The 19,417-nt window shown below is 66.5% G+C and carries 16 protein-coding genes; all 16 read right to left on the bottom strand.

The window, feature by feature from the left end:
• Positions 1–16 precede the first annotated feature (16 nt).
• Positions 17–886 (bottom strand): MinD/ParA family protein, encoded by an 870-nt coding sequence (locus AB3X89_RS24970; RefSeq protein WP_368585664.1) that lies wholly within the window; start codon positions 884–886, stop codon positions 17–19.
• A complete protein-coding gene (gene flhF / locus AB3X89_RS24965; protein WP_368585663.1) occupies positions 879–2,834 on the bottom strand; it encodes a flagellar biosynthesis protein FlhF in 1,956 nt (651 codons plus the stop codon). The genes AB3X89_RS24970 and flhF overlap by 8 nt, the downstream gene beginning before the upstream one ends.
• Before the next feature lie 282 nt (positions 2,835–3,116).
• Entirely contained in the window at positions 3,117–5,219 is a 2,103-nt protein-coding gene (flhA, locus tag AB3X89_RS24960) for a flagellar biosynthesis protein FlhA (protein ID WP_368585662.1), read from the bottom strand.
• A complete protein-coding gene (gene flhB, locus AB3X89_RS24955) occupies positions 5,216–6,451 on the bottom strand; it encodes a flagellar biosynthesis protein FlhB (protein WP_368585661.1) in 1,236 nt (411 codons plus the stop codon). Before flhB ends, flhA begins: the two co-directional genes overlap by 4 nt.
• A 175-nt stretch (positions 6,452–6,626) precedes the next feature.
• Complete coding sequence (locus AB3X89_RS24950) at positions 6,627–7,940, bottom strand: DUF3443 domain-containing protein (RefSeq protein ID WP_368585660.1); 1,314 nt, start codon at positions 7,938–7,940, stop codon at positions 6,627–6,629.
• A gap of 14 nt (positions 7,941–7,954) precedes the next feature.
• A complete protein-coding gene (locus tag AB3X89_RS24945; protein ID WP_368585659.1) occupies positions 7,955–8,500 on the bottom strand; it encodes a DUF2844 domain-containing protein in 546 nt (181 codons plus the stop codon).
• 337 nt (positions 8,501–8,837) lie between these two features.
• Complete coding sequence (cheZ, locus tag AB3X89_RS24940; RefSeq protein WP_176109974.1) at positions 8,838–9,548, bottom strand: protein phosphatase CheZ; 711 nt, start codon at positions 9,546–9,548, stop codon at positions 8,838–8,840.
• Between the two features lies 1 nt (position 9,549).
• Positions 9,550–9,945 carry a chemotaxis response regulator CheY gene (gene cheY / locus AB3X89_RS24935; protein WP_368585658.1) on the bottom strand — a complete coding sequence of 132 codons (396 nt, stop codon included), beginning with the start codon at positions 9,943–9,945 and terminating at the stop codon, positions 9,550–9,552.
• Between the two features lie 61 nt (positions 9,946–10,006).
• Positions 10,007–11,095 carry a chemotaxis response regulator protein-glutamate methylesterase gene (locus AB3X89_RS24930; RefSeq protein WP_176124469.1) on the bottom strand — a complete coding sequence of 363 codons (1,089 nt, stop codon included), beginning with the start codon at positions 11,093–11,095 and terminating at the stop codon, positions 10,007–10,009.
• A 5-nt stretch (positions 11,096–11,100) separates the two neighbouring features.
• Positions 11,101–11,814, bottom strand: a complete 714-nt coding sequence (cheD, locus tag AB3X89_RS24925) for a chemoreceptor glutamine deamidase CheD (protein WP_368585657.1) — start codon at positions 11,812–11,814, stop codon at positions 11,101–11,103.
• Positions 11,811–12,773 carry a CheR family methyltransferase gene (locus AB3X89_RS24920; protein WP_368585656.1) on the bottom strand — a complete coding sequence of 321 codons (963 nt, stop codon included), beginning with the start codon at positions 12,771–12,773 and terminating at the stop codon, positions 11,811–11,813. Before AB3X89_RS24920 ends, cheD begins: the two co-directional genes overlap by 4 nt.
• 204 nt (positions 12,774–12,977) lie before the next feature.
• On the bottom strand, positions 12,978–14,840 hold the full coding sequence (locus AB3X89_RS24915; protein WP_368585655.1) for a methyl-accepting chemotaxis protein: 1,863 nt from the start codon (positions 14,838–14,840) through the stop codon (positions 12,978–12,980).
• A 39-nt stretch (positions 14,841–14,879) separates the two neighbouring features.
• Entirely contained in the window at positions 14,880–15,413 is a 534-nt protein-coding gene (locus AB3X89_RS24910; protein WP_368585654.1) for a chemotaxis protein CheW, read from the bottom strand.
• Positions 15,414–15,491: 78 nt separating this feature from the next.
• The gene (cheA, locus tag AB3X89_RS24905) at positions 15,492–17,828 is read right to left on the bottom strand and encodes a chemotaxis protein CheA (RefSeq protein WP_368585653.1); all 2,337 of its coding nucleotides are present in this window, start codon (positions 17,826–17,828) and stop codon (positions 15,492–15,494) included.
• Positions 17,829–17,924: 96 nt separating this feature from the next.
• The gene (locus AB3X89_RS24900) at positions 17,925–18,302 is read right to left on the bottom strand and encodes a response regulator (RefSeq protein ID WP_176109968.1); all 378 of its coding nucleotides are present in this window, start codon (positions 18,300–18,302) and stop codon (positions 17,925–17,927) included.
• An 83-nt stretch (positions 18,303–18,385) separates the two neighbouring features.
• Positions 18,386–19,396 (bottom strand): flagellar motor protein MotB, encoded by a 1,011-nt coding sequence (gene motB / locus AB3X89_RS24895; RefSeq protein WP_013090903.1) that lies wholly within the window; start codon positions 19,394–19,396, stop codon positions 18,386–18,388.
• Between the last annotated feature and the right edge of the window lie 21 nt (positions 19,397–19,417).

Raw genomic sequence — 19,417 nt, 5'->3', positions numbered from 1 at the left:
CCTTCGTGCACGCCTTTTAAGCGTGATGCGCGGACGGTTGGTCGGCGTGGTGCGCCGCTGTAACTGTCGCAGGCGCCCGCCAGGGCGTTTGCGACGACATCGCTGGCCGCATCGGCCAGTACTGCAATTCGGCGGCGAGATGGCGGAAGTCGCGCGCGGCCGGGGTCGACGGAAACGCATCGACCACACAGCGCGACAGCTCGAGCGCCCGCGCCATGCGCACGTCGGCCGCGATGCAGCCGGCGCATTCCAACGCGACGGTCAGGTAACGGCCGGCCACGCCGGCGAGCTTCGCGAACGCGGCTTGCGCGTCGTTGGCGCTTTGCACGTGATTGGCGAGCACGCGCAACTGCGCGATCGCGTGCGCGTAGTGCAATCGCTTGATGCACGCATACGCGTCGGTGATCGCCTCGCCCGACATGCGCGCGACGATCATCACGTCGTGCGCCTGCTTCGCGAGCGGCGACAGATGCCCTTCGACGTCGAGCTGCGCGTCGATCAGCACGATGTCGGCCGAGCCGCCGAGCAGCGCGCTGAGTTCGGCCTCCGTGTGACCCTCGCGGTTGTTGCGCGACGCGGCCAGCACCGAAAAGCCGAGCGGGTGACGCGCTGCGGCGAAGTCGACCGGCGTGTCGCCGCGCATCACCGCCGCGAAGTTGCCCGCGCCGCGCAAGCCGCCAAGCATTGCGCTCACCGAGTTCTCACCGACGCATTCGTCGATCACCAACACGTCCTTGCCCTGCTGCGCGAGCGCCGCGGCGAGGTTCACCGCCGCTGTCGTATTGCCGACGCGCGACGACGCACCCGCCAGCGCGATCACGCGCGCACCGCCGCGCGCGAGCAACCGCCGTAACCCTTCGGCTTGATCTGAACCGAACTTATCCAAAGCGAACCTCGTGCAGCTCGGCCGTCGAACGTGCGGAAAGCGAGGACAGCAAAGCAGGGATGTCGTCGTCGTGCGGCACGAACGGCGAGTTGTCGCGCGGAATGCAGAAGGTGCTCTTGATCAGGAATTTCTTCGTCGCGACGTACAGGTTCTCCGGCACCTTCTGTCCGGTCGATACGTAATGCACCGGCAGCTTGTAGCGGATCACCGTATCCAGCACGCCGCCGAGGTTGGTCGCTTCGTCGAGCTTGGTCAGGATGCAGCCGGCGAGCGGATGCTGGTCCGGCGCACGCTGATAAGCCTGCACGACTTCGTTCAGCGTGTCGCCGTGGCTCGTTGCGTTGAGCAGCAACAGACGCTGCACCGGCTGGCCGGCGCGGCTCAGCATCGCGATCTGCTCGGACACGAGGCGGTCGCGCTGGCTCATGCCGATCGTGTCGATCAGCACGATGTGCTTGTTGCGCAATTCAGAGAGCGCGAGTTGCAGATCGGCGCTGTCCTTCACCGCGTGCACGGAAACACCGAGAATCTTGCCGAAGATGCGCAGCTGTTCATGACCGCCGATGCGGTAGCTGTCGGTGGTCAGCAGCGCCACCTTGCTCGCGCCGAAGCGCATCACGCAGCGCGCGGCGAGCTTCGCGGTGGTGGTCGTCTTGCCGACGCCGGTCGGCCCCATCAGCGCGAACACGCCGCCGCGCTCCATCAGCGCGTCTTCGTTTTCCATCACCGGCAGGTTCGATTCGAGCACCGAGCGCACCCAGTCCATGCCGCCGTCCATCGTGTCGACGGCTTCGGGCATGTTGTCGACCAGCATCTGCACGAGCTGCGCGGAAAAGCCCGCGGCGAACAGATGCTTGGTGAGCGCGGCGCGCGCCGGACTGCGGCGCTGTCGATCGCCCCACATCAGACCCGCGAATTGCTCTTCCATCATGTCGCGCATCGACGACAGCTCGTTCATCACGGTGTCCCGGACGACCTGCTCCATGCGCCCCTTGATCGCTTCGGCGACGGCGGCCGGCGTGCGGCCCTCGTCGCTAGAGGACGCCGGCGCGATCTTCTGCGCGCTGCGGCGCGCGGCGACTTCCGCGGCTTCGCGTGCCCAGGCGGGCGTGTCGATCACCGGCCGCGCGTCGACCGCGTTGCCGAGGCCTTTGGCGGTCGCGACGGCGGGCGTCATCGCGGCGGGACGTGCGCTGTATTGGCCGTCCTGTTGCTGCTGCTCGGCCGCGATGCGGCGCGCGTGATCGATCAACCACGGATTCGATTCGGCCATCGTGCGCGGCGCGGCGGCCTCGCGCGCTGCGACGGCCGGCGGTACCGGCACGCCGGCGGCCTTCAGCAGATCCGCGCGGATGTCTTTCGGCAGGCGCGTGGATGCGGCGCGGGCGCTCGCGCCGGAAGGCGCGGCGGCAGCGGGCTGGCTCGCGACGGGCGCGGCGCTCGTCGCGATGGCCGCGGACGCGCCGCTCGCGCCCAGCATCGCCGGGCCAGCTGGCGAACCGGCGGGCAACGAGGCCGGCGCTGCTTCAGTCGCGGAAAGCATGTCGCCCGTCTGGCCGACCGCGGAATTGAGCGCCGAATTGAGCGGCGTCCTGTTCGCCGGGCCGCCCATCGAATCCGCGGCTGCATTCGCAGGCTCGATCGCCGGCATCGCTTCGGCACCCGCTTCCGGGCTCGCGCCGAACACCGACGAAAACACGTCCGGCATGGCGCTCGCATACGGATTCATCGGCGCCGCGGACAAGCCTCGCGGGGCCGCCGTCGATCCCGCGCCTTCGCGCGCCTTCGGCGTGATCGCGGCCAGATCGCTATCGGCGAGCGCGACGATTTCGACGCTGCCGTCGTCCATCGTCCGATTCGACAGCACGACCGCATCGGCGCCCAGTGCTTCGCGAACGAGACGCAACGCATCGCGACTGGTAGCACCGACAAATTTACGAATGTTCAAGCTGGACCCCCGATGAGGTATACGGACTGACGGACCGGCAATACACCGCTTCCCATTGCGATCAATTATTGCGAAACGCGTCGGGCGACGATCGATGGATAAAGACCGTTAAAGGCGGGCAATTCGCGCGATGGACACACGGCAGACATACCGCCTGCGGAGGCCCGCAAAGGCGTTTTTACCGATCCAACGGCAGACGGAATCGCAAGCGCAAACAAAAACCGGCGCCCCACTGGAGCGCCGGTTTGCGTCGTATCGACAGTCACGAGCGAGCGGCCTGTATCAGCCGTGCGCGCCGATCAGGTTCACCACCTTGACGTTGCGCGTATCGGGCACTTCCGCATACGACAGCACCTTCAGCTGCGGCAGGCTGCGGCGCAGGAAGCGCGCGAGCATCGGCCGCAGTGCGTGCTGCACGAGCAGCACCGGCGCGAGGCCGAGGTTTTGCTGACGCATCATCGCCTTCTGCGTTTCGCTGAGCAGCGTGTTCGCGAGACCCGGTTCGAGACCCGGGTTCGGGCCGGTCGAGAGCGCCTGCGACAGCACCCGTTCGAGGTTCGCGTCGAGGCCCATCACCTGCATGTCGGCGGTGCCGGGGAACCACTGCTGCGTGATCGCGCGACCCAACGCGAGCCGCACCGCGGCGGTCAGCTCGTGCGGGTCGGTGATCTTGGTCGCGTGCTCGGCGAGCGCTTCGAGGATCGTGCGCATGTCGCGGATCGGCACGCCTTCTTCGAGCAGGTTCTGCAGCACCTTTTGCAGCGTGGTGAGCGGCAGCATCTTCGGCACCAGATCGTCGACCAGCGACGCCGTGTCCTTCTGCATCCGCTCGACCAACGACTGCACCTCGCGGCGGCCGAGCAGCTCCGACGCATGCGTGACGACGAGGTGATTCAGGTGGGTCGCGACCACCGTGCTCGAATCGACGACCGTGTAGCCGTACACCTGCGCCTGCTCGCGCAGGTTCGTATCGATCCAGATAGCGGGAAGGCCGAACGCCGGGTCCTGGGTCGGCGTGCCCGGCAGCGCGGCCGACACCTGACCCGGGTTGATCGCGAGCCACTGGCCCGGGTACGCCTCACCCGAACCGACCTCGACGCCCTTCAACGCGATCCGATAACCGTTCGGCCGCAATTCGAGGTTGTCGCGGATATGAATGACCGGCGGCAAGAAGCCGATTTCCTGCGCGAACTTCTTGCGGATGCTCTTGATCCGCTTGAGCAGCTCGCCGTCCGAGTTCTTGTCGACAAGCGGAATCAGCCGGTAGCCGACTTCGAGGCCGAGCGTGTCGATCATCGTCACGTCGTCCCAGCTCGCCTCGGCGTTTTCGACCGGCGCGAGCGCGGCCGGCGCGACGTCGACGAGCGCCGGCGCGTTCTTGCGCTCCTCGTTGCGCTTCTTCATCGTGCGGCCGAGCTGGATCAGGCCGCCGCCCAGAATCAGGAAAGCGAAGTGCGGCATGCCCGGGATCAGGCCCATCAGCACGAGAATGCAGCCCGTGATCATCAGCACGCGCGGGTTCGTGAAGAGCTGCCCCGTCAGCTGCGTGCCGATATCTTCGTTGGTCGCGACGCGCGACACGATCACGCCGGCCGCCGTCGAAATCACCAGAGATGGAATCTGCGCGACGAGGCCGTCGCCGATCGTCAGCAGCGTGTAGTTCTTGCCCGCCGCGGCAAAACTCATGTCGTGCTGGACCATCCCGACGATCAGCCCGCCGATGATGTTGATCACCATGATCAGCAGACCGGCGATCGCATCGCCGCGCACGAACTTGCTCGCACCGTCCATCGAGCCGTAGAACTCGGCTTCCTGCGAGATTTCCGTGCGACGCTTACGCGCCTGCTCTTCGTTGATGAGGCCGGCGTTCAGATCGGCGTCGATCGCCATCTGCTTGCCGGGCATCGCGTCGAGCGTGAAGCGCGCGGACACTTCGGCGATCCGGCCCGCGCCCTTGGTGATCACCATGAAGTTGATCACCATCAGGATCACGAACACGACGATACCGACCGCGAAGTTGCCGCCGACGAGGAAGTGGCCGAACGACTCGATCACCTGGCCGGCCGCATCGGGGCCGGTATGGCCTTCGAGCAGCACGACCCGCGTCGAGGCGACGTTCAGCGACAGCCGCAGCAGCGTCGAGAACAACAGCACGCTCGGGAACGCGGCGAAGTCGAGCGGCTTCTTCGTGTACATGCTGACGAGCAGCACCATCACCGACAGCGCGATGTTGAACGTGAACAGCAGATCCAGCAGGAACGGCGGCAACGGCAGAATCATCATGCCGAGGATCATGCAGATCAGCACCGGCCCGGCGAGGGCGCGCAGGTTGGTGCTGCTCAGCGCATCCGGCCGTCGGGCGAGGAAACCGGCGCGAGCGTTCATGCGGAGGCTCCGTTGTTGTCGCCGCTAGTGGCGTCGTTGGCGTTGTCGGCGGTCGGGTTCAGCGTGTCGGCGGCTTCTTCGGCGGCGTCCTGGTCCGACACGCCGCCCTTGTCGAGTTCCGGCGGCACGTCGAGTTCGGTCGGCGCGAGCGGCACGTCGCCGCCTTCGGCCTTGAAGCGGCGCAACTGATAGACCCACGCGAGCACTTCGGCGACCGCGCCATAGAGCGGCCCCGGAATCTCGCGATTCAGATCGACGTTGTGATAAAGCGCCCGCGCGAGCGGCGGCGCTTCGAGCAGCGGCACGTTGTTTTCGGTGGCGATTTCGCGAATCCGCGCGGCCACGAGGTTCACGCCCTTGGCGACCACCTTCGGCGCGCGCATCTCGCCGTCCGTGTATTGCAGCGCGACCGCGAAGTGCGTCGGGTTCGTGACGACCACGTCGGCCTTCGGCACTTGCGCCATCATGCGGCGCCGCGCGATCGCGCGCTGCTGCTGGCGAATCTTGCCCTTGATGTGCGGATCGCCTTCGCTCTCGCGATGCTCGCGCTTCACTTCTTCCTTCGTCATGCGCAGCTTCTTGTGGAACGACCACAGCTGATACGGGACGTCGAGCGCGGCCACCGCGAACATGCCGGCCACCGTCATGCCGCAGCACACCGCGATCAGATGCATGGAGTTGGCGAGCGCGACTTCGAGCGGCTGCGTCGCGAGCGCGAGGAATTGCTCGTGGCGATTCCAGATCGCCGTGCCGCCGATCAGACCCACCACCAGCGTCTTCGCGAGCGACATGCCGAGCTGGATCGGTCCGTTGATCGAAAACATCCGGCCGAAGCCCTCGATCGGGTTCAGCCGGTTGAACTTGGGCTCGAGCCCTTTCGCCGACAGCTGCCAGCCGCCCAGCGCCATCGGTGCCAGCAGCGCGGCCAGTCCGGTGACGCCGAGCACTGGCAAGAGCGCATACAGTCCTTCGCGACCGGCCGTGCCCGCGCCGATCAGCATGCGGTTCGTGTCGAACACGCTCGCGTGGTTGAACATCAGCGACGCACGCACCATGTTCTGCAGATGGTCGCCGATGTTGCCCGACATGCCCCATACACCGTAGAACCCGGCCGCGAGCAGCGCGAAGGTCGACAGTTCCCGCGAACGTACGATCTGCCCCTCCTCGCGCGCCTTCTGCAGGCGCCGAGGGGTGGCGGATTCGGTTTTTTCGAGGTCGCTGTCCTCTGCCACATAGCTCTCCAGTCGGCCGAGGCACGGCGCCTCTTTCCAGTGAGAGCGATTATTCCTGCTCGACGCAAGCGCCGATCGGCGGATAAAGAAGGAGAAACGGGGGTATTTCGACGGATGACCGGACGGCTCGCGCGTGTCTCACGCGCGCCGTCCGGCATCGGATAGACGTGCGGCTTTAGTAGCCGACGAATGGGGAAGGACCGCCGCTCGCGGTCTGATCGAGGTGGTAGTACACATGGCGGCCGTAGAAGAACGGCAGACCAAGGTCGAAGCTGGCGTTGCCGCCGATCTGACCGGCGAGGTTGTTGAACGCGAAGTTGCTGCCGTTCGCGAACAGCGTCTGCGCACTCAGAATGCCAATGCTCGCGACCGCCGACACCTTGTTCAATCCCACCAGCGTGACCGTGCGGGTTTGCGCCGACGACGGGCAATAGAAGCCCGCGAACTGGCTGCCACACAGCGCGATCGAGCTATCGGTGAAGAAATAGCCGTTCGAGCCGGAATCGAGGAACGCCTGGACCGTCGCGCCGTTGAAGGTGCTGTTGTTGAGGTCGCCGAACGGATCGGTCGTGAAGACCTGCGCAGCGGCGAGCGGGTTGTTCCCCTGCGTGCCGATGCCGAACACCAGCGTGCCGGTCGCCGACGCCTGCCCGAAGTCCGACACGGGTGCCATCTGTACGATCACACCGTTGTTGTCGAGCGGGAAGTTCGCGACCGGGTTGGCCACCTGTTGGTTGAGCGGCACCGCGGTGCGGCTGCACGACGTGCCGTTCGGGCAGGCGAAGTAGTTGCTGTAGGTCACCGCGGTCACCGGGTTCGCACAGGTCGCGCCGCAATCGGTCGGCGCGGTGCCGACGCCGAGAATGCCGTTGGCGCCCAGATCGCTGACCGTGTTTTGGGGCGAACCGCTGCCGCAGCCGCGCGTGGGTACCGTGCTGGTGGGCTTGTCGCCGATGATCTGCAGCGGAATGGCGCCGGTCGTCGTTTCACCGCCGATCGTCACGAGCGCGGTGCGCACCGAGCCCCACGTGAAGCCGTCCGCGAACGTCGCGCACTCGGCGAGCTGCGCGCCGTTGCCGCCAATCGTGCTGACCGGCAGCGCGCCGAGCAGCGTCGAATTGAGTACCGAGCTGACCACGCGCAAGCCGAACGAGCCGGTATCGAGCTGAATGTTGTTGATGGTCTGGCAGTTGGCGGTCGAGCCCGGCGCGCAGATCGTCACGCTGACGGTCGGGATGTTGATGACACCGGCCGCGCCCCGGCCGACCGTGATCGGCACCGTGTTCGACGCGTTCGCGGAAATCGGCTGCTGGGTCGGGCTGGGCGGCAGCGAGCCGCCGTTCAGTCCGTTGGACGCGCCGCCGCCATTGTTCGAGTTGTCATCGCTACCGCCACCTCCTCCGCAGGCAACGAGCGTCGCCGTCAGCAGCACGGCAAGGGCGGCCTGCATCCAGCCTTTCAGATTCGCGGTCGTGAGCATGATTCGCATCGTCGTCCTCGCCGTTACTGGATGTCGGAGCCGCTGACGCCGGCCGGTAGCGCTGACGGCAGCCACGCGACGCCGCTGAACGCGCCCATATGGCCGCCCGAATGGACCACGATGTCGCTGTCGTTCACGGCGACCGGCCCCCGCGCGTTGCCGCGCGCGGCCCGAGCGGCCTTCACGCCGGCCACGTACTGCGGGAAATAACTGCCGAGCAGATCATTGAGATCGGGCATTTGCGGACCACGCCACGCAATGCCGAATACCGCGCCACTCGTGCTCAGATATTCGCGCACCACGGTGCCGTTGCCAAACGTGGTCTCGCGTACCGTGTAGGAAGCAGGTGTGGAAGAGGTGGACGATGCCCCGCTCGCTTGGGAACGCATCACACTTTGCGATGATCCGCTGGAGGGCTGCACCACGCGGGACGACACCGACGCGTCGGACGGTGGGGTAAGCGGCGCGCTGCCCAGCGCCGCATGGGCTGACTGCGCGGCCGTCAGGGCCAGTAACGAACATGGCAACACGAGCGCCGTAACTCCGGCGCGACGAATACGACTCCACATGAGAAGCTCCTCCCGGGCCGCGGTGCGCTTCGCCGGTTACGCGAAGCGGCCGCTTATAGGCAGATGATACGGCGCCACCGTGGCCGCAATGCCGAGGGATCCCCTCACCACGCGACTGCCCGGCGTTGCGCGGGCCGGATGCCGTACCGCTTTGACCTCGTAGTATGCCTGCGGATTCTTTCAGCCGGCGCAAGGTGCGCCCGCACGTGCGATTTACCGGCTATTACTAGCAGGAAATCGTAAAGAAGATGTGGAGTCGGTGCTGATTTACCGCGTGTTTGGCGTAAATCGCGGAGAAAGGACCAGCCCGGCGCGCTTGCCGGGCCGAATCGCCTGATCAGAAACCGAGACTCGCAAGCAGATCGTCGACCTGCGACTGATCCTGGACCACATCCGTCTTGCCTTCCGGATTGATCTGCGGACCGTTGAGCAGATGCTCGGGGCTGCCCGTCGACGACACCTCGGCCTTCAGAGCCGCCGCGTGCGCCGCGAACTGCTCGCGCCGTTCGAGCGCGATGTTTTCGACCAGCACGCCGAGCAGCTGCTGCTCGATCAGATAGACGACCTCGGTGATCTTCTTGATCACCTGGCCGGTCAGATCCTGGAAGTCCTGCGCGAGCATGATCTCCATCAGCTGCGAGTTGGTCGCGCTGGTCGAGTCGGGCACGCCGCGCAGGAAGGTGCGCGTGTCGTTCATCAGCGCGCGCACTTCCTCGCGTTCGATCGGCGCCGCGTACCACTGCTCCCAGCGCGCGTCGAGCGTGCACGCGTCTTTCTGCAACTGCTCCTGGATCGGCTTCGCGATGTCGATCGCCGACAGCACGCGCTCGGCGGCCTGCTCGGTCATGTTGGCGATGTACTTCAGCCGGTCGCGCGCATCGGGCACGGCTTCGGCCGCGCGCTCGACGTGCTTGTCGAGCCCGAGCTCGCGCATCGAATCGCGCAACGTGCGCGTCAGTTGACCGATACGGGCAAGGATGCGGTCCGACGCGAAGTCGCCGCTATCGCTGCCCGCTTCGGCGCCAGGCGTTTGGGTCGGCGGCGTCACGTCAGCTCCCGGCTTTCGCCATCTTCTCGAGGATCTTGTTGAGCTTCTCGTCGAGCGTCGCGGCCGTGAACGGCTTGACGACGTAACCGCTCGCGCCGGCCTGCGCCGCCGCGATGATGTTTTCCTTCTTCGACTCGGCCGTCACCATCAGCACCGGCAGATGCGCGAGGCTCGCGTCGGCGCGAATTTCCTTCAGCATCGCGAGGCCGTCGAGGTTCGGCATGTTCCAGTCCGAGATCACGAACTCGTAGTTGCCGCTGCGCAGACGCGCGAGACCGGCCGCGCCGTCTTCCGCCTCGTCGACGTTCGAGTAGCCCAGTTCCTTCAGCAGGTTGCGGACGATCCGGCGCATCGTCGGAAAATCGTCAACCACCAGAATCTTCATTCCCTTATCCATTTCTTTCCCTTTGCTTGATCCATGTTGCGGCGTTGAACCGCGTCATTCCATCCGGCACGCATCATACCCGCTGAACGCGGTCACCCATCGACGACAAACGCGCCATCACGCGCCGGCTCATGTCCGGCAGCGAGGCGATTTCGTCGGCCGCACCGAGCGCGATCGCCTCGCGCGGCATGCCGAACACGATGCAGCTCGCCTCGTCCTGCGCCAGCGTGTAGGCACCCGCCTTTCTCATCTCCAGCAGACCGGCCGCGCCGTCGCGCCCCATGCCGGTCAGAATCACGCCGACCGCGTTCTTGCCCGCGTGCTGCGCGGCCGAGCGGAACAGCACATCGACCGACGGACGATGCCGGTTCACCGGCGGGTCGTCGGACAGATGCGCAATATAGTTCGCACCGCTCCTCGCGAGCAACAGATGCGCGTGGCCCGGCGCGATGTATGCGTGCCCCGGCAGCACCCGCTCGCCGTGCTCTGCTTCTTTAACGGTAATCCGGCACAAACCATTGAGGCGTTGCGCAAAAGATTTCGTAAAGCCCGGCGGCATGTGCTGCGCGATCAGCACCGCGGGCGCATCGGGCGGCAGCGGCACCAGCACTTCGCGAATCGCCTCGGTGCCGCCCGTCGACGCACCGACGATGACCAGCTTCTCGGTACTCAGCAGCGGGTTGTTGAAAAGCGGCGCGGAGCCGACCGGCGCGTGCGCCGCCTGAGTGGCCGCCTGCTGCGCGGGCGCCGCCTGGCGCACGCGCGCGCGGGCCGCCGCGCGAACCTTGTCGGCGAGCTTTTCCGCGTAGTCCAGCATGCCGTCGCGAATGCCGACCTTCGGCTTGGTCACGAAATCGACCGCGCCGAGTTCGAGCGCGCGCAGCGTGATTTCGTTGCCGCGCTCGGTCAGCGACGACACCATCACGACCGGCATCGGCCGCAGACGCATCAGCTTCTCGAGAAAATCGAGGCCGTCCATGCGCGGCATTTCGACGTCGAGCGTCAGCACGTCCGGGTTGTGCTGCTTGATGAGCTCGCGCGCGACGAGCGGATCGGGCGCCGTCGCCACCACCGTCATGTCCGGCTGGCCATTGATGATCTCGGTCATCAGGCTGCGGATCAGCGCCGAATCGTCGACGCACAATACCTTGATCTTTTGCACAGCGCTCACGCCTCCTCTGTGGTTCTGGCGTTGTTGGAATAAGTCGGGCGCGGGCTCGCGCCGAACAGTTCGATTTTCGGCCGCGCGGCGGCCGGCTTCGCGAACAGCTCGACCCGGCTGCGCGCCGCGGCGAGCCGCTCGGCGCGCGCTTCGGCGCTCTGCCGCACGAGCGCCTGTTCGCGCTCGGCGACGCCCGCTTCCTGTTGCAAGCGCAATTTCTTCACCATCACCTGACCGGTGCGCGGCATGAACGCGACCTTGCGCGGATGCGAGCCCTGCAGGTCCTCGGCGACGATGCGGATCTTTTCGGTGGCCAGATAGCGGCGCACGAACTCCGAGTTGCGGTCGCCGATGTTCATCGTCGTCATACCCGCGAGCACCGCGCCGCCGCCGAACACCTTGGCCTCGAAGCGCTCGCGCCGGCCGCCCGCCTTGATCAGTTCGTTGATCAGCACTTCCATCGCGTACGCGCCGTAGCGCATCGAGTCCGACGCGGCCTGCGCGACGTCCGCGCCGTCGTCCGGCAGCATGAAGTGATTCATGCCGCCGATGCCCGCGGTGCGGTCCTGGATGCAGGCCGCGACGCACGAGCCGAGTACGGTCACGAGCACCATGTCTTCGCTCGTCGTGTAGAACTCGTTGGGCAACAGCTTCACGCCGGGGCGCTGGAAGTGGTTGTCGTAGTACAGGTTGGTAGCGATCGGCAGCGTGCTGCTCATGCGGCCACCCCGCTCGCCTGATGTGCGTCATGCGCGTTCGCGCGCGACGGCGCGCGCGCGCCGCTGGTGTCGCGCGTCAGTTCATAGACGGTCTGGCCGCGCAGCCGGAACGCCTGCGTCACGTACGTGAAGTTTTCCGAATGACCGGCGAACAGCAGGCCGCCCGGCTTCACCAGCGGCTCGAAGCGCGCCAGCACCTGCGCCTGCGTCGGCTTGTCGAAATAGATCATCACGTTGCGGCAGAAGATCGCGTCGAACTGCGTGCGCAACTGGTAATCGCGATCGGTCAGGTTCAGTTGCTCGAAGCGCACGAGCGCGCGCACTTCGGGACGCACCTTGACCATCCCCGCATGCGCGCCCGTGCCCTTCAGGAAGAAGCGCTTCAGGCGCTCGGGGGACAGGTGCTTGACCTGATCGAACTGGTAGACGCCGGCCTCGGCCTTCGCGAGCACCTGGGTGTCGATGTCGGTCGCGAGCACCGACGCCTGGCGCGCGCCGGTCTCGCCGAGCGCCTCGATCAGCGTCATCGCGATCGAGTACGGCTCCTCGCCGGTCGATGCCGCCGAGCACCACACGGACACCGGTTGCGACCGGCGCGGCACGAACTCGGCGAGGATCGGAAAGTGATGGGCTTCGCGGAAGAACGCGGTCAGGTTGGTGGTCAGCGCATTGGTGAACGCTTCCCACTCGGCCGGATCGTTTTCCGCTTCGAGCAGATCGAGATACTGGCGGAACGTATCGATGCCGCGCGCCCGCAAGCGTCGCGCGAGGCGGCTATACGCCATGTCGCGCTTGTGGTCCGACAGCGAGATGCCCGCCACGCGATGAATCAGATCGCGGATGCGGGCGAAATCCGCCGCCGTGAATTCGAAATCGCGTCCCGTCTCGACGGACCTGGCCGGCTCGATGCCGTCAGGTGCCGCCCGCACGGGGCGTTGTGTTGCGCGCGTTGCCATCATCAAAATTCCTGTCTGCGATATGAGCCATCACGCTCGCCGCCCAGCCGGACTGGCTGGGAGGTAGGAATTGTCTTCGCGGGGTCGCGCCCTCCCGCGAGTACCATCGACATACGGCCGGCTCGCGACACGCGTGCTGCGCGTGCTTCGATGCTTCGCCCATCCGCGGGCGCGATGCCGGTTGACCACATATCACTCTGCCGTTGCCTAAAACGTTTCCCAGTCCGCGTCCGAGCTTGCCTTCGCCGTGCTCGCCGGAGCGGCGCGCGCGGGCGTGTCGGTCGTCGCGCGAGCCGCTGCTGCGGCCGGCCTGGACTTCAGTGCCGGTTCGACTCGTGCGGCTGCCTCGTGCTGGGCCGGGGCCGCCGGCGCCGCAGCGGTTGCCTTCGCTTCGCTGCTCGCGCCGGCCGGGTTCACCGGCGTCGCCGCGCTCGCTGCTTGCGGTGCGGCCTTGGCGAACTGCGCGGAGGCTTGCGAACGCGGCGTCGCCGGTGCGCTTTGACGCGCCGGTGTGCCGCCGGTCACCTTCCAGCCACTCAGCACCGCCTGCAACTGGCGCGTCTGGTCTTCGAGCGACGCCGCCGCGGCGGCCGCCTGTTCGACCAGCGCCGCGTTCTGCTGCGTGACCGAATCCATCTGCACGACCGCGCGATTGACCTGCTCGATGCCGCTCGACTGCTCTTCCGACGCCGCGCTGATCTCGCCCATGATGTCGGTCACGCGGCGCACCGCCTGGACGATTTCGTCCATCGTCGTGCCCGCGCGGCCGACCAGTTCGGAGCCGCTCTTCACCTTGTCGGCCGAATCGCCGATCAGCTCCTTGATCTCTTTCGCGGCGCTCGCGCTGCGCTGGGCGAGGCTGCGCACTTCGCCCGCGACCACCGCGAAGCCGCGGCCCTGTTCGCCGGCGCGCGCGGCTTCGACCGCCGCGTTCAGCGCGAGGATGTTGGTCTGGAACGCGATGCCCTCGATCACGCCGATGATGTCGACGACCTTGTTCGAACTGGTCGCGATTTCCTGCATCGTCGTGACGACCTGGCTCACCACCTCGCCGCCGCGCGTCGCGATGTCCGACGCGTTGACGGCGAGCTGGCTCGCCTGGCGCGCGTTCTCGGTGTTCTGCCGCACGGTGCCGGTCAGCTGATCCATGCTCGACGCGGTTTCCTGCAGCGACGCCGCCTGCTGCTCGGTGCGCTGCGACAGATCGGTGTTGCCCATCGCGATTTCGCGCGCGCCGGTGTCGATCGATTCGGTACCGCTGCGCACCGCGCGCAGCATCGTCGCGAGGCTTTCCTGCATCCGCTTGATGCCCGCGAACAGGCGGCCGATTTCGTTGTTGCTGAATGCCTCGACCGGGGTGGACAGGTCGCCCGCGGCGATCCGCTCGAAGCACGCGGTCGCGTCTTTCAGCGGCTGCACGATGAGCCCGCGCAGCGCGAAGCTGATGCCGACCACCACCAGCAGCGCGAACACCGTGATCACGCTGATCAGCGTGATCATCAGCGATGTGTTCGACTGCGCGCTCGCCTCCTGATCGGCCACGCTCTGCTGCAGCGCCTGGATCACCGCGGCGGCCGCCGCGTCGTAGGCGATGAACATCGGGCTGATCTTGGTGTCCGCGACCGCGTGATACGCGTCGAGATTGTTCGCATTCAACGCGGCGAATTCGACGTCGACGCCGTCGTGCATCACCGTCGTATGTTTGGCGAGCACATCGTCGAGCAAGGGCTGCTCGACGCCGTGCTTCGGCGCGTCGAGATACGCCTGCCAGCTCTGATTGCTCTTGCCGAGCAGCTCCTGCGCGCGATCGAGTGCCTTCTTCGCCTCGTCCGCCTTGCCGGCGGCCGTCAGCGTGTTGAAGCGTTCGATCGCGATGCGCGCGCGCAGCAGAGACGCCGACGCGTCGTCGAGCGCATGAATCGCGACCAGTTCGCCGCGCGCGATGCGTTCGAGCGAGCCGCTCGCGCGATTCAGCGCGGTCAGCCCGAGCGCGCCGACCGCCACGGTCAGCGTCACCAGAAGAATCCCCACCATCGTCAGCGACGTGCGGATCGACCACCTGCTCAGCATGTTGATGCTCCTTGTGCCGGGTTCCGTTGCTGCATGCCGTCAGACGCCGAGCGTCTCGGTCAGCGCCATCTCGGAGCTGGTCATCAGCTTCTCGATGTCCATCAGGATCAGCATGCGGCCGTCGACCGTACCGAGGCCGGTCAGGTATTCGGTCGTCAGCGTCGCGCCGAATTCCGGCGCCGGCATGATCTGGTCGATCGCCAGCGTCAGCACGTCCGACACGCCGTCCACGACCATCCCGACCACGCGATGCGCGACGTTCAGGATGATCACGACGGTCTGATGGTCGTACTCGACGCGGCCCAGATGGAACTTGATCCGCATATCGACGATCGGCACGATGATGCCGCGCAGGTTGATCACGCCCTTGATGAACTCGGGTGCATTGGCGATGCGCGTCACGTTGTCGTAGCCGCGGATTTCCTGCACCTTCAGGATGTCGATGCCGTACTCTTCCGCGCCGAGCGTGAAGACGAGGAATTCCTGACCGCCGGCGTCCGCCTGCGCGTCGCGGCGGCCATTCGTACCGCTCGCGTTTGCGACGCTCGAATTGATGGATTGGACTTCTGCCACGTTAGCCCCCAAACGGTTGGGATGAATTGAGTTGAAGTTGTGTTGCGATGTCTGTCATTGCGGCGTTTGCTGCAAGCGTCACGCGAGGCTCATCGCCTGCGCATGCCCATGCGCGTGACGCGTTTCGCGGTTCAGCGCCGCGACGTCCACGATCAGCGCGACGCTGCCGTCGCCCAGAATGGTCGCCGCGGAAATGCCGTGTACCTTGCGGTAATTCGTTTCCAGATTCTTCACGACCACCTGCTGCTGGCCGACCAGTTCGTCGATCAGCATCGCGAAGCGCCGTCCCTCGGTCTGCATGATCGTGACGATGCCCTGGGTCGGCTCCTGCTTCGCTTCCGACACGTTGAACACCTCGTGCAGCGCGACGAGCGGCAGGTATTCGCCGCGCACGCGCACCACGCGCTCGCCGTTGGCGACCGTGTAGATGTCTTCGGCTTGCGGCTGCAGCGACTCCATCACGAAGTTCAGCGGCAGGATGAAGATCTCGTTGCCGACCTTCACCGACATGCCGTCGAGAATCGCCAGCGTGAGCGGCAGCACGATCCGCGTGGTGCTGCCCTTGCCCGCGTGCGACGTGATCTCGACGTGACCGCCCATCGACTGGATGTTGCGCTTCACCACGTCCATGCCGACGCCGCGGCCGGACACGTCGGTGACCTGCTCGGCGGTCGAGAAGCCCGGCAGGAAGATCAGGTTCCAGACTTCCTCGTCGGTCATCGTTTCGCTGACCTGCATGCCCTGCTTGGCCGCCTTCGCGAGAATCTTGTCGCGGCGCAGGCCCGCGCCGTCGTCGCTGACCTCGATGACGATGTTGCCGCCATGGTGGGCCGCCGACAGCACCAGCTGACCGGTCGAATCCTTGCCCGCCGCGCGCCGCGCCTCGACGGTTTCGATGCCGTGGTCGAGACTGTTGCGCACGAGGTGCGTCAACGGATCGATGATCCGTTCGATGAGGCTCTTGTCGAGTTCGGTCGCCTGACCGAAGGTGACGAGTTCGACCTCCTTGCCGAGTTTCGCCGCGAGATCGCGCACCAGACGCGGGAAGCGGCTGAATACGTAATCCATCGGCATCATGCGGATCGACATCACCGCTTCCTGCAGATCGCGGGCGTTGCGCTCGAGCTGCGCCATGCCGTTGAAGAGCCGGTCGTGCAGCGCCGGATCGAACGTGCTGGTGGTCTCCGCGAGCATCGCCTGCGTGATCACCAGTTCGCCGACCAGGTTGATCAGCTGATCGACCTTCTCGACGCCGACGCGAATCGAGCTGCCTTCGCCGCTCGCCGCCGCGGCGGCCGGGCGGGCCGCCTTGCGGTCGTGTTCGGCGGACCCGGCCGAAGCGGGTTTGGCTGCCGCCGGAGCCGCCGCGGGCGGCGCTGGCGGCGGCTCGATGCTGTCGGCGTGACTGGCCGCGCTTGCGGGCGCCGCGGCGTGAGCCGCCGGAGCCGACGATGCCGGCTGCTCCGCATGAACGACCGGCTGCGCCTGCGCTTGCGCCGCGGGAGCGGCGGGGGCGACAGGCGCGCTTTGCGCCGGTGCCGGAGCGGCGGCAGCGGCGGGCGTTCCAGGTTCGCCCTGCTGCGCGTCGTCCGCCGGCGCGGTGCCGCGGCCGATCGTGATCTGACTTTCGTCGATCACGAAGCAGCACACGGCGATGATGTCGTCGGAGGGTACGTCGCTCGAGAGCCACAGCATCAGATCGCCGCCGCTCTTGACCTGCCCGACGATATTGCCCAGGTTGCCCAGCTCTTCGGCGAGCAGTTCCTGGTCTTTCTCTCCCACGCCCCGTAGCGTGATTTTCAGATGTGGGCCGGCGCTGTCGTCCGTGCCCGCGGCTTGCCCGGTCTGTGCCGGTTCGCCGTCCATCCATTCGCCCGCCATTTGCACCGCCTGTTCGACGACGTGCTCGGGCGGGGTGCCGCCTTGCTGCTGTACCGCGGTTGTTGCTGTTGTTGTTTGGGTTGCCGCCTGCGCCGCGACCGGCGCGGGCTCGACGGCTGCCGCTGCCGGCGCGCCGCCCATGCGGCTTTCCGCGTGCAGCTGCTCGAGCTTCGCGCAGATCGCGCGCGCCACCTCGGCGTCGGGCTCGGCGCTCGCGCGGTAGTCGGCGAGCTGGCCGGAAAGCACGTCCTTGGTTTCCAGGAACGTGTCGATCATGTCCTTGCGCAGCACCAGCTCGTTGTTGCGCGCGCGATCGAGCAGCGACTCGAGAATGTGCGTGGTCTCGGTGAGCGCGGTGAAGCCGAAGGTCGCCGCGCCGCCCTTGATCGAATGCGCGGCGCGAAAGATCGCCGCGAGGTCTTCGGGGTCCGGGCGGGCCACGTCGAGATTGAGCAGCAATTGCTCCATCTGCGCGAGCAGTTCGTCCGCTTCGTCGAAGAACGTCTGATAGAACTGTGTGATGTCGAGTGTCATGCCTGGTTCACCGCGAGAGTGCCTGTCTGGCGTGAGTTGCCGGAGAGGCGCGTCGAGAGCTATCTGTACTGTGTCTAAAGGTATTGAATGCGCGGATCAATCCGGGTCCGGTTCGGCCAGCGCCGCCACCAGCTCGGTCAACATGTCCGGGTCGAGCGGCTTTTCGATCCAGCCGGTCGCACCCGCTGCGCGCGCCGCCTCTTTGAAGGGCTCGCCCGATTCCGTCGTGAGGACGAGGATGGGCGTCGCCTGGTAGGCTGGATTTCCGCGCAGCGCGGTGATCAGATCGAGACCGGTCTTGCCGGGCATATGCTGGTCGGTCAACACGAGATCGAACGCCATCGCGAGCGCGTTTTCGAGCCCTTCGTTGCCGTCCGCCGCGAGCGTGACCTCATAGCCGGCGCCTGTCAGCGTCGCGGCGAGGATCTGCCGCATCGATGCCGAATCGTCGACTGCCAGGATGTGCCTGATCATGAAAACCTCGCTGCGCTAAACACTGGGCCGCCTGGCGGGGCGCGCCGCTCGGGCGCGGACCCCGGCCCGGCGGCCGCGGTCTGTTACTTTGCCGGCGGCGCCGCCGCCGGCAACTTCGGTGCAGCCGTCACCGGCTGCGCAAGTTTTTGCAGCAGCGGCTTCGAGCCGGCTGCGTCGTCCGACAGCGTGGTCGTCGTCGAATCGTCGTGATCGAGCGCCGCCTCGGACTTCTTGTTCAACACGATGATGCTGATGCGACGGTTCTCCGGATCGAGCGGGTCCGCCTTGTTCAGGTTCTGCGTCGACGCGAGGCCGAGCACGCGCATCACCTTCGCTTCGTCCATGCCACCCGCGACCAGCTCGCGCCGCGACGCGTTGGCGCGGTCGGCCGACAGCTCCCAGTTGCTATAGCCCTTCTCGCCGCCCGCGTACGGCACGGCGTCGGTGTGGCCCTGGACGATGATGCGGTTCGGCACGTCGTTCAGCGTGTGGCCGATCTCGCGCAGAATGTCGCGCATGTACGGTTCGACGACGTCGCGCGCGGTCGCGAACATCGGCCGCTTCTGCGAGTCGACGATCTCGATGCGCAGGCCGGTCAGGGTCGAGTCGATGCGGATCTGCTGCTTGAACTGGCGCAGCACCGGGTTCGCCTCGATCGCGGCCATCAGCTTGACCTGCAGGTCGTGCAGGCGCACCTGCTCGCGGCGTTCGAGCTCGCCCTGCAGCTGCTTCACCGAGTCTTCGTTGTTGCGCGACGCGGTGCGCTCGGCGCGGTTGCTGCTGCCGTCGGTCGAGCGGGTCACGCCCTGCGCGTCGGTCGAGATGTCACGCCCGCCGCCCTTCAGGATGCTCGAGTCTTCGGCGCTGCGATCGCCGCCCCACAGCGTGATCTTCAGCGGCTGGTTGAAGTACTCGGCGATGCCCTTCAGTTGCACGGTCGAGGCCGAGCTCAGCAGCCACATCAGCAGGAAGAACGCCATCATGGCGGTCATGAAGTCCGCGTAGGCGAGCTTCCATGCGCCACCGTGATGACCGTGCTTCCTCGGTGCCGAGCGCTTGACAACGATTGCGCGGTCTTTGTCCTTGCTGCTCATCGATTCGGTTCCCGTCGCCGC

Source organism: Paraburkholderia sp. BR14320, from assembly GCF_040948665.1.
In the GTDB taxonomy this organism is placed as follows: Bacteria; Pseudomonadota; Gammaproteobacteria; order Burkholderiales; family Burkholderiaceae; genus Paraburkholderia; species Paraburkholderia youngii.
The sequence above is the reverse complement of the archived record's forward strand: the minus strand, read 5'-3'. Positions and strand labels throughout refer to the sequence as shown.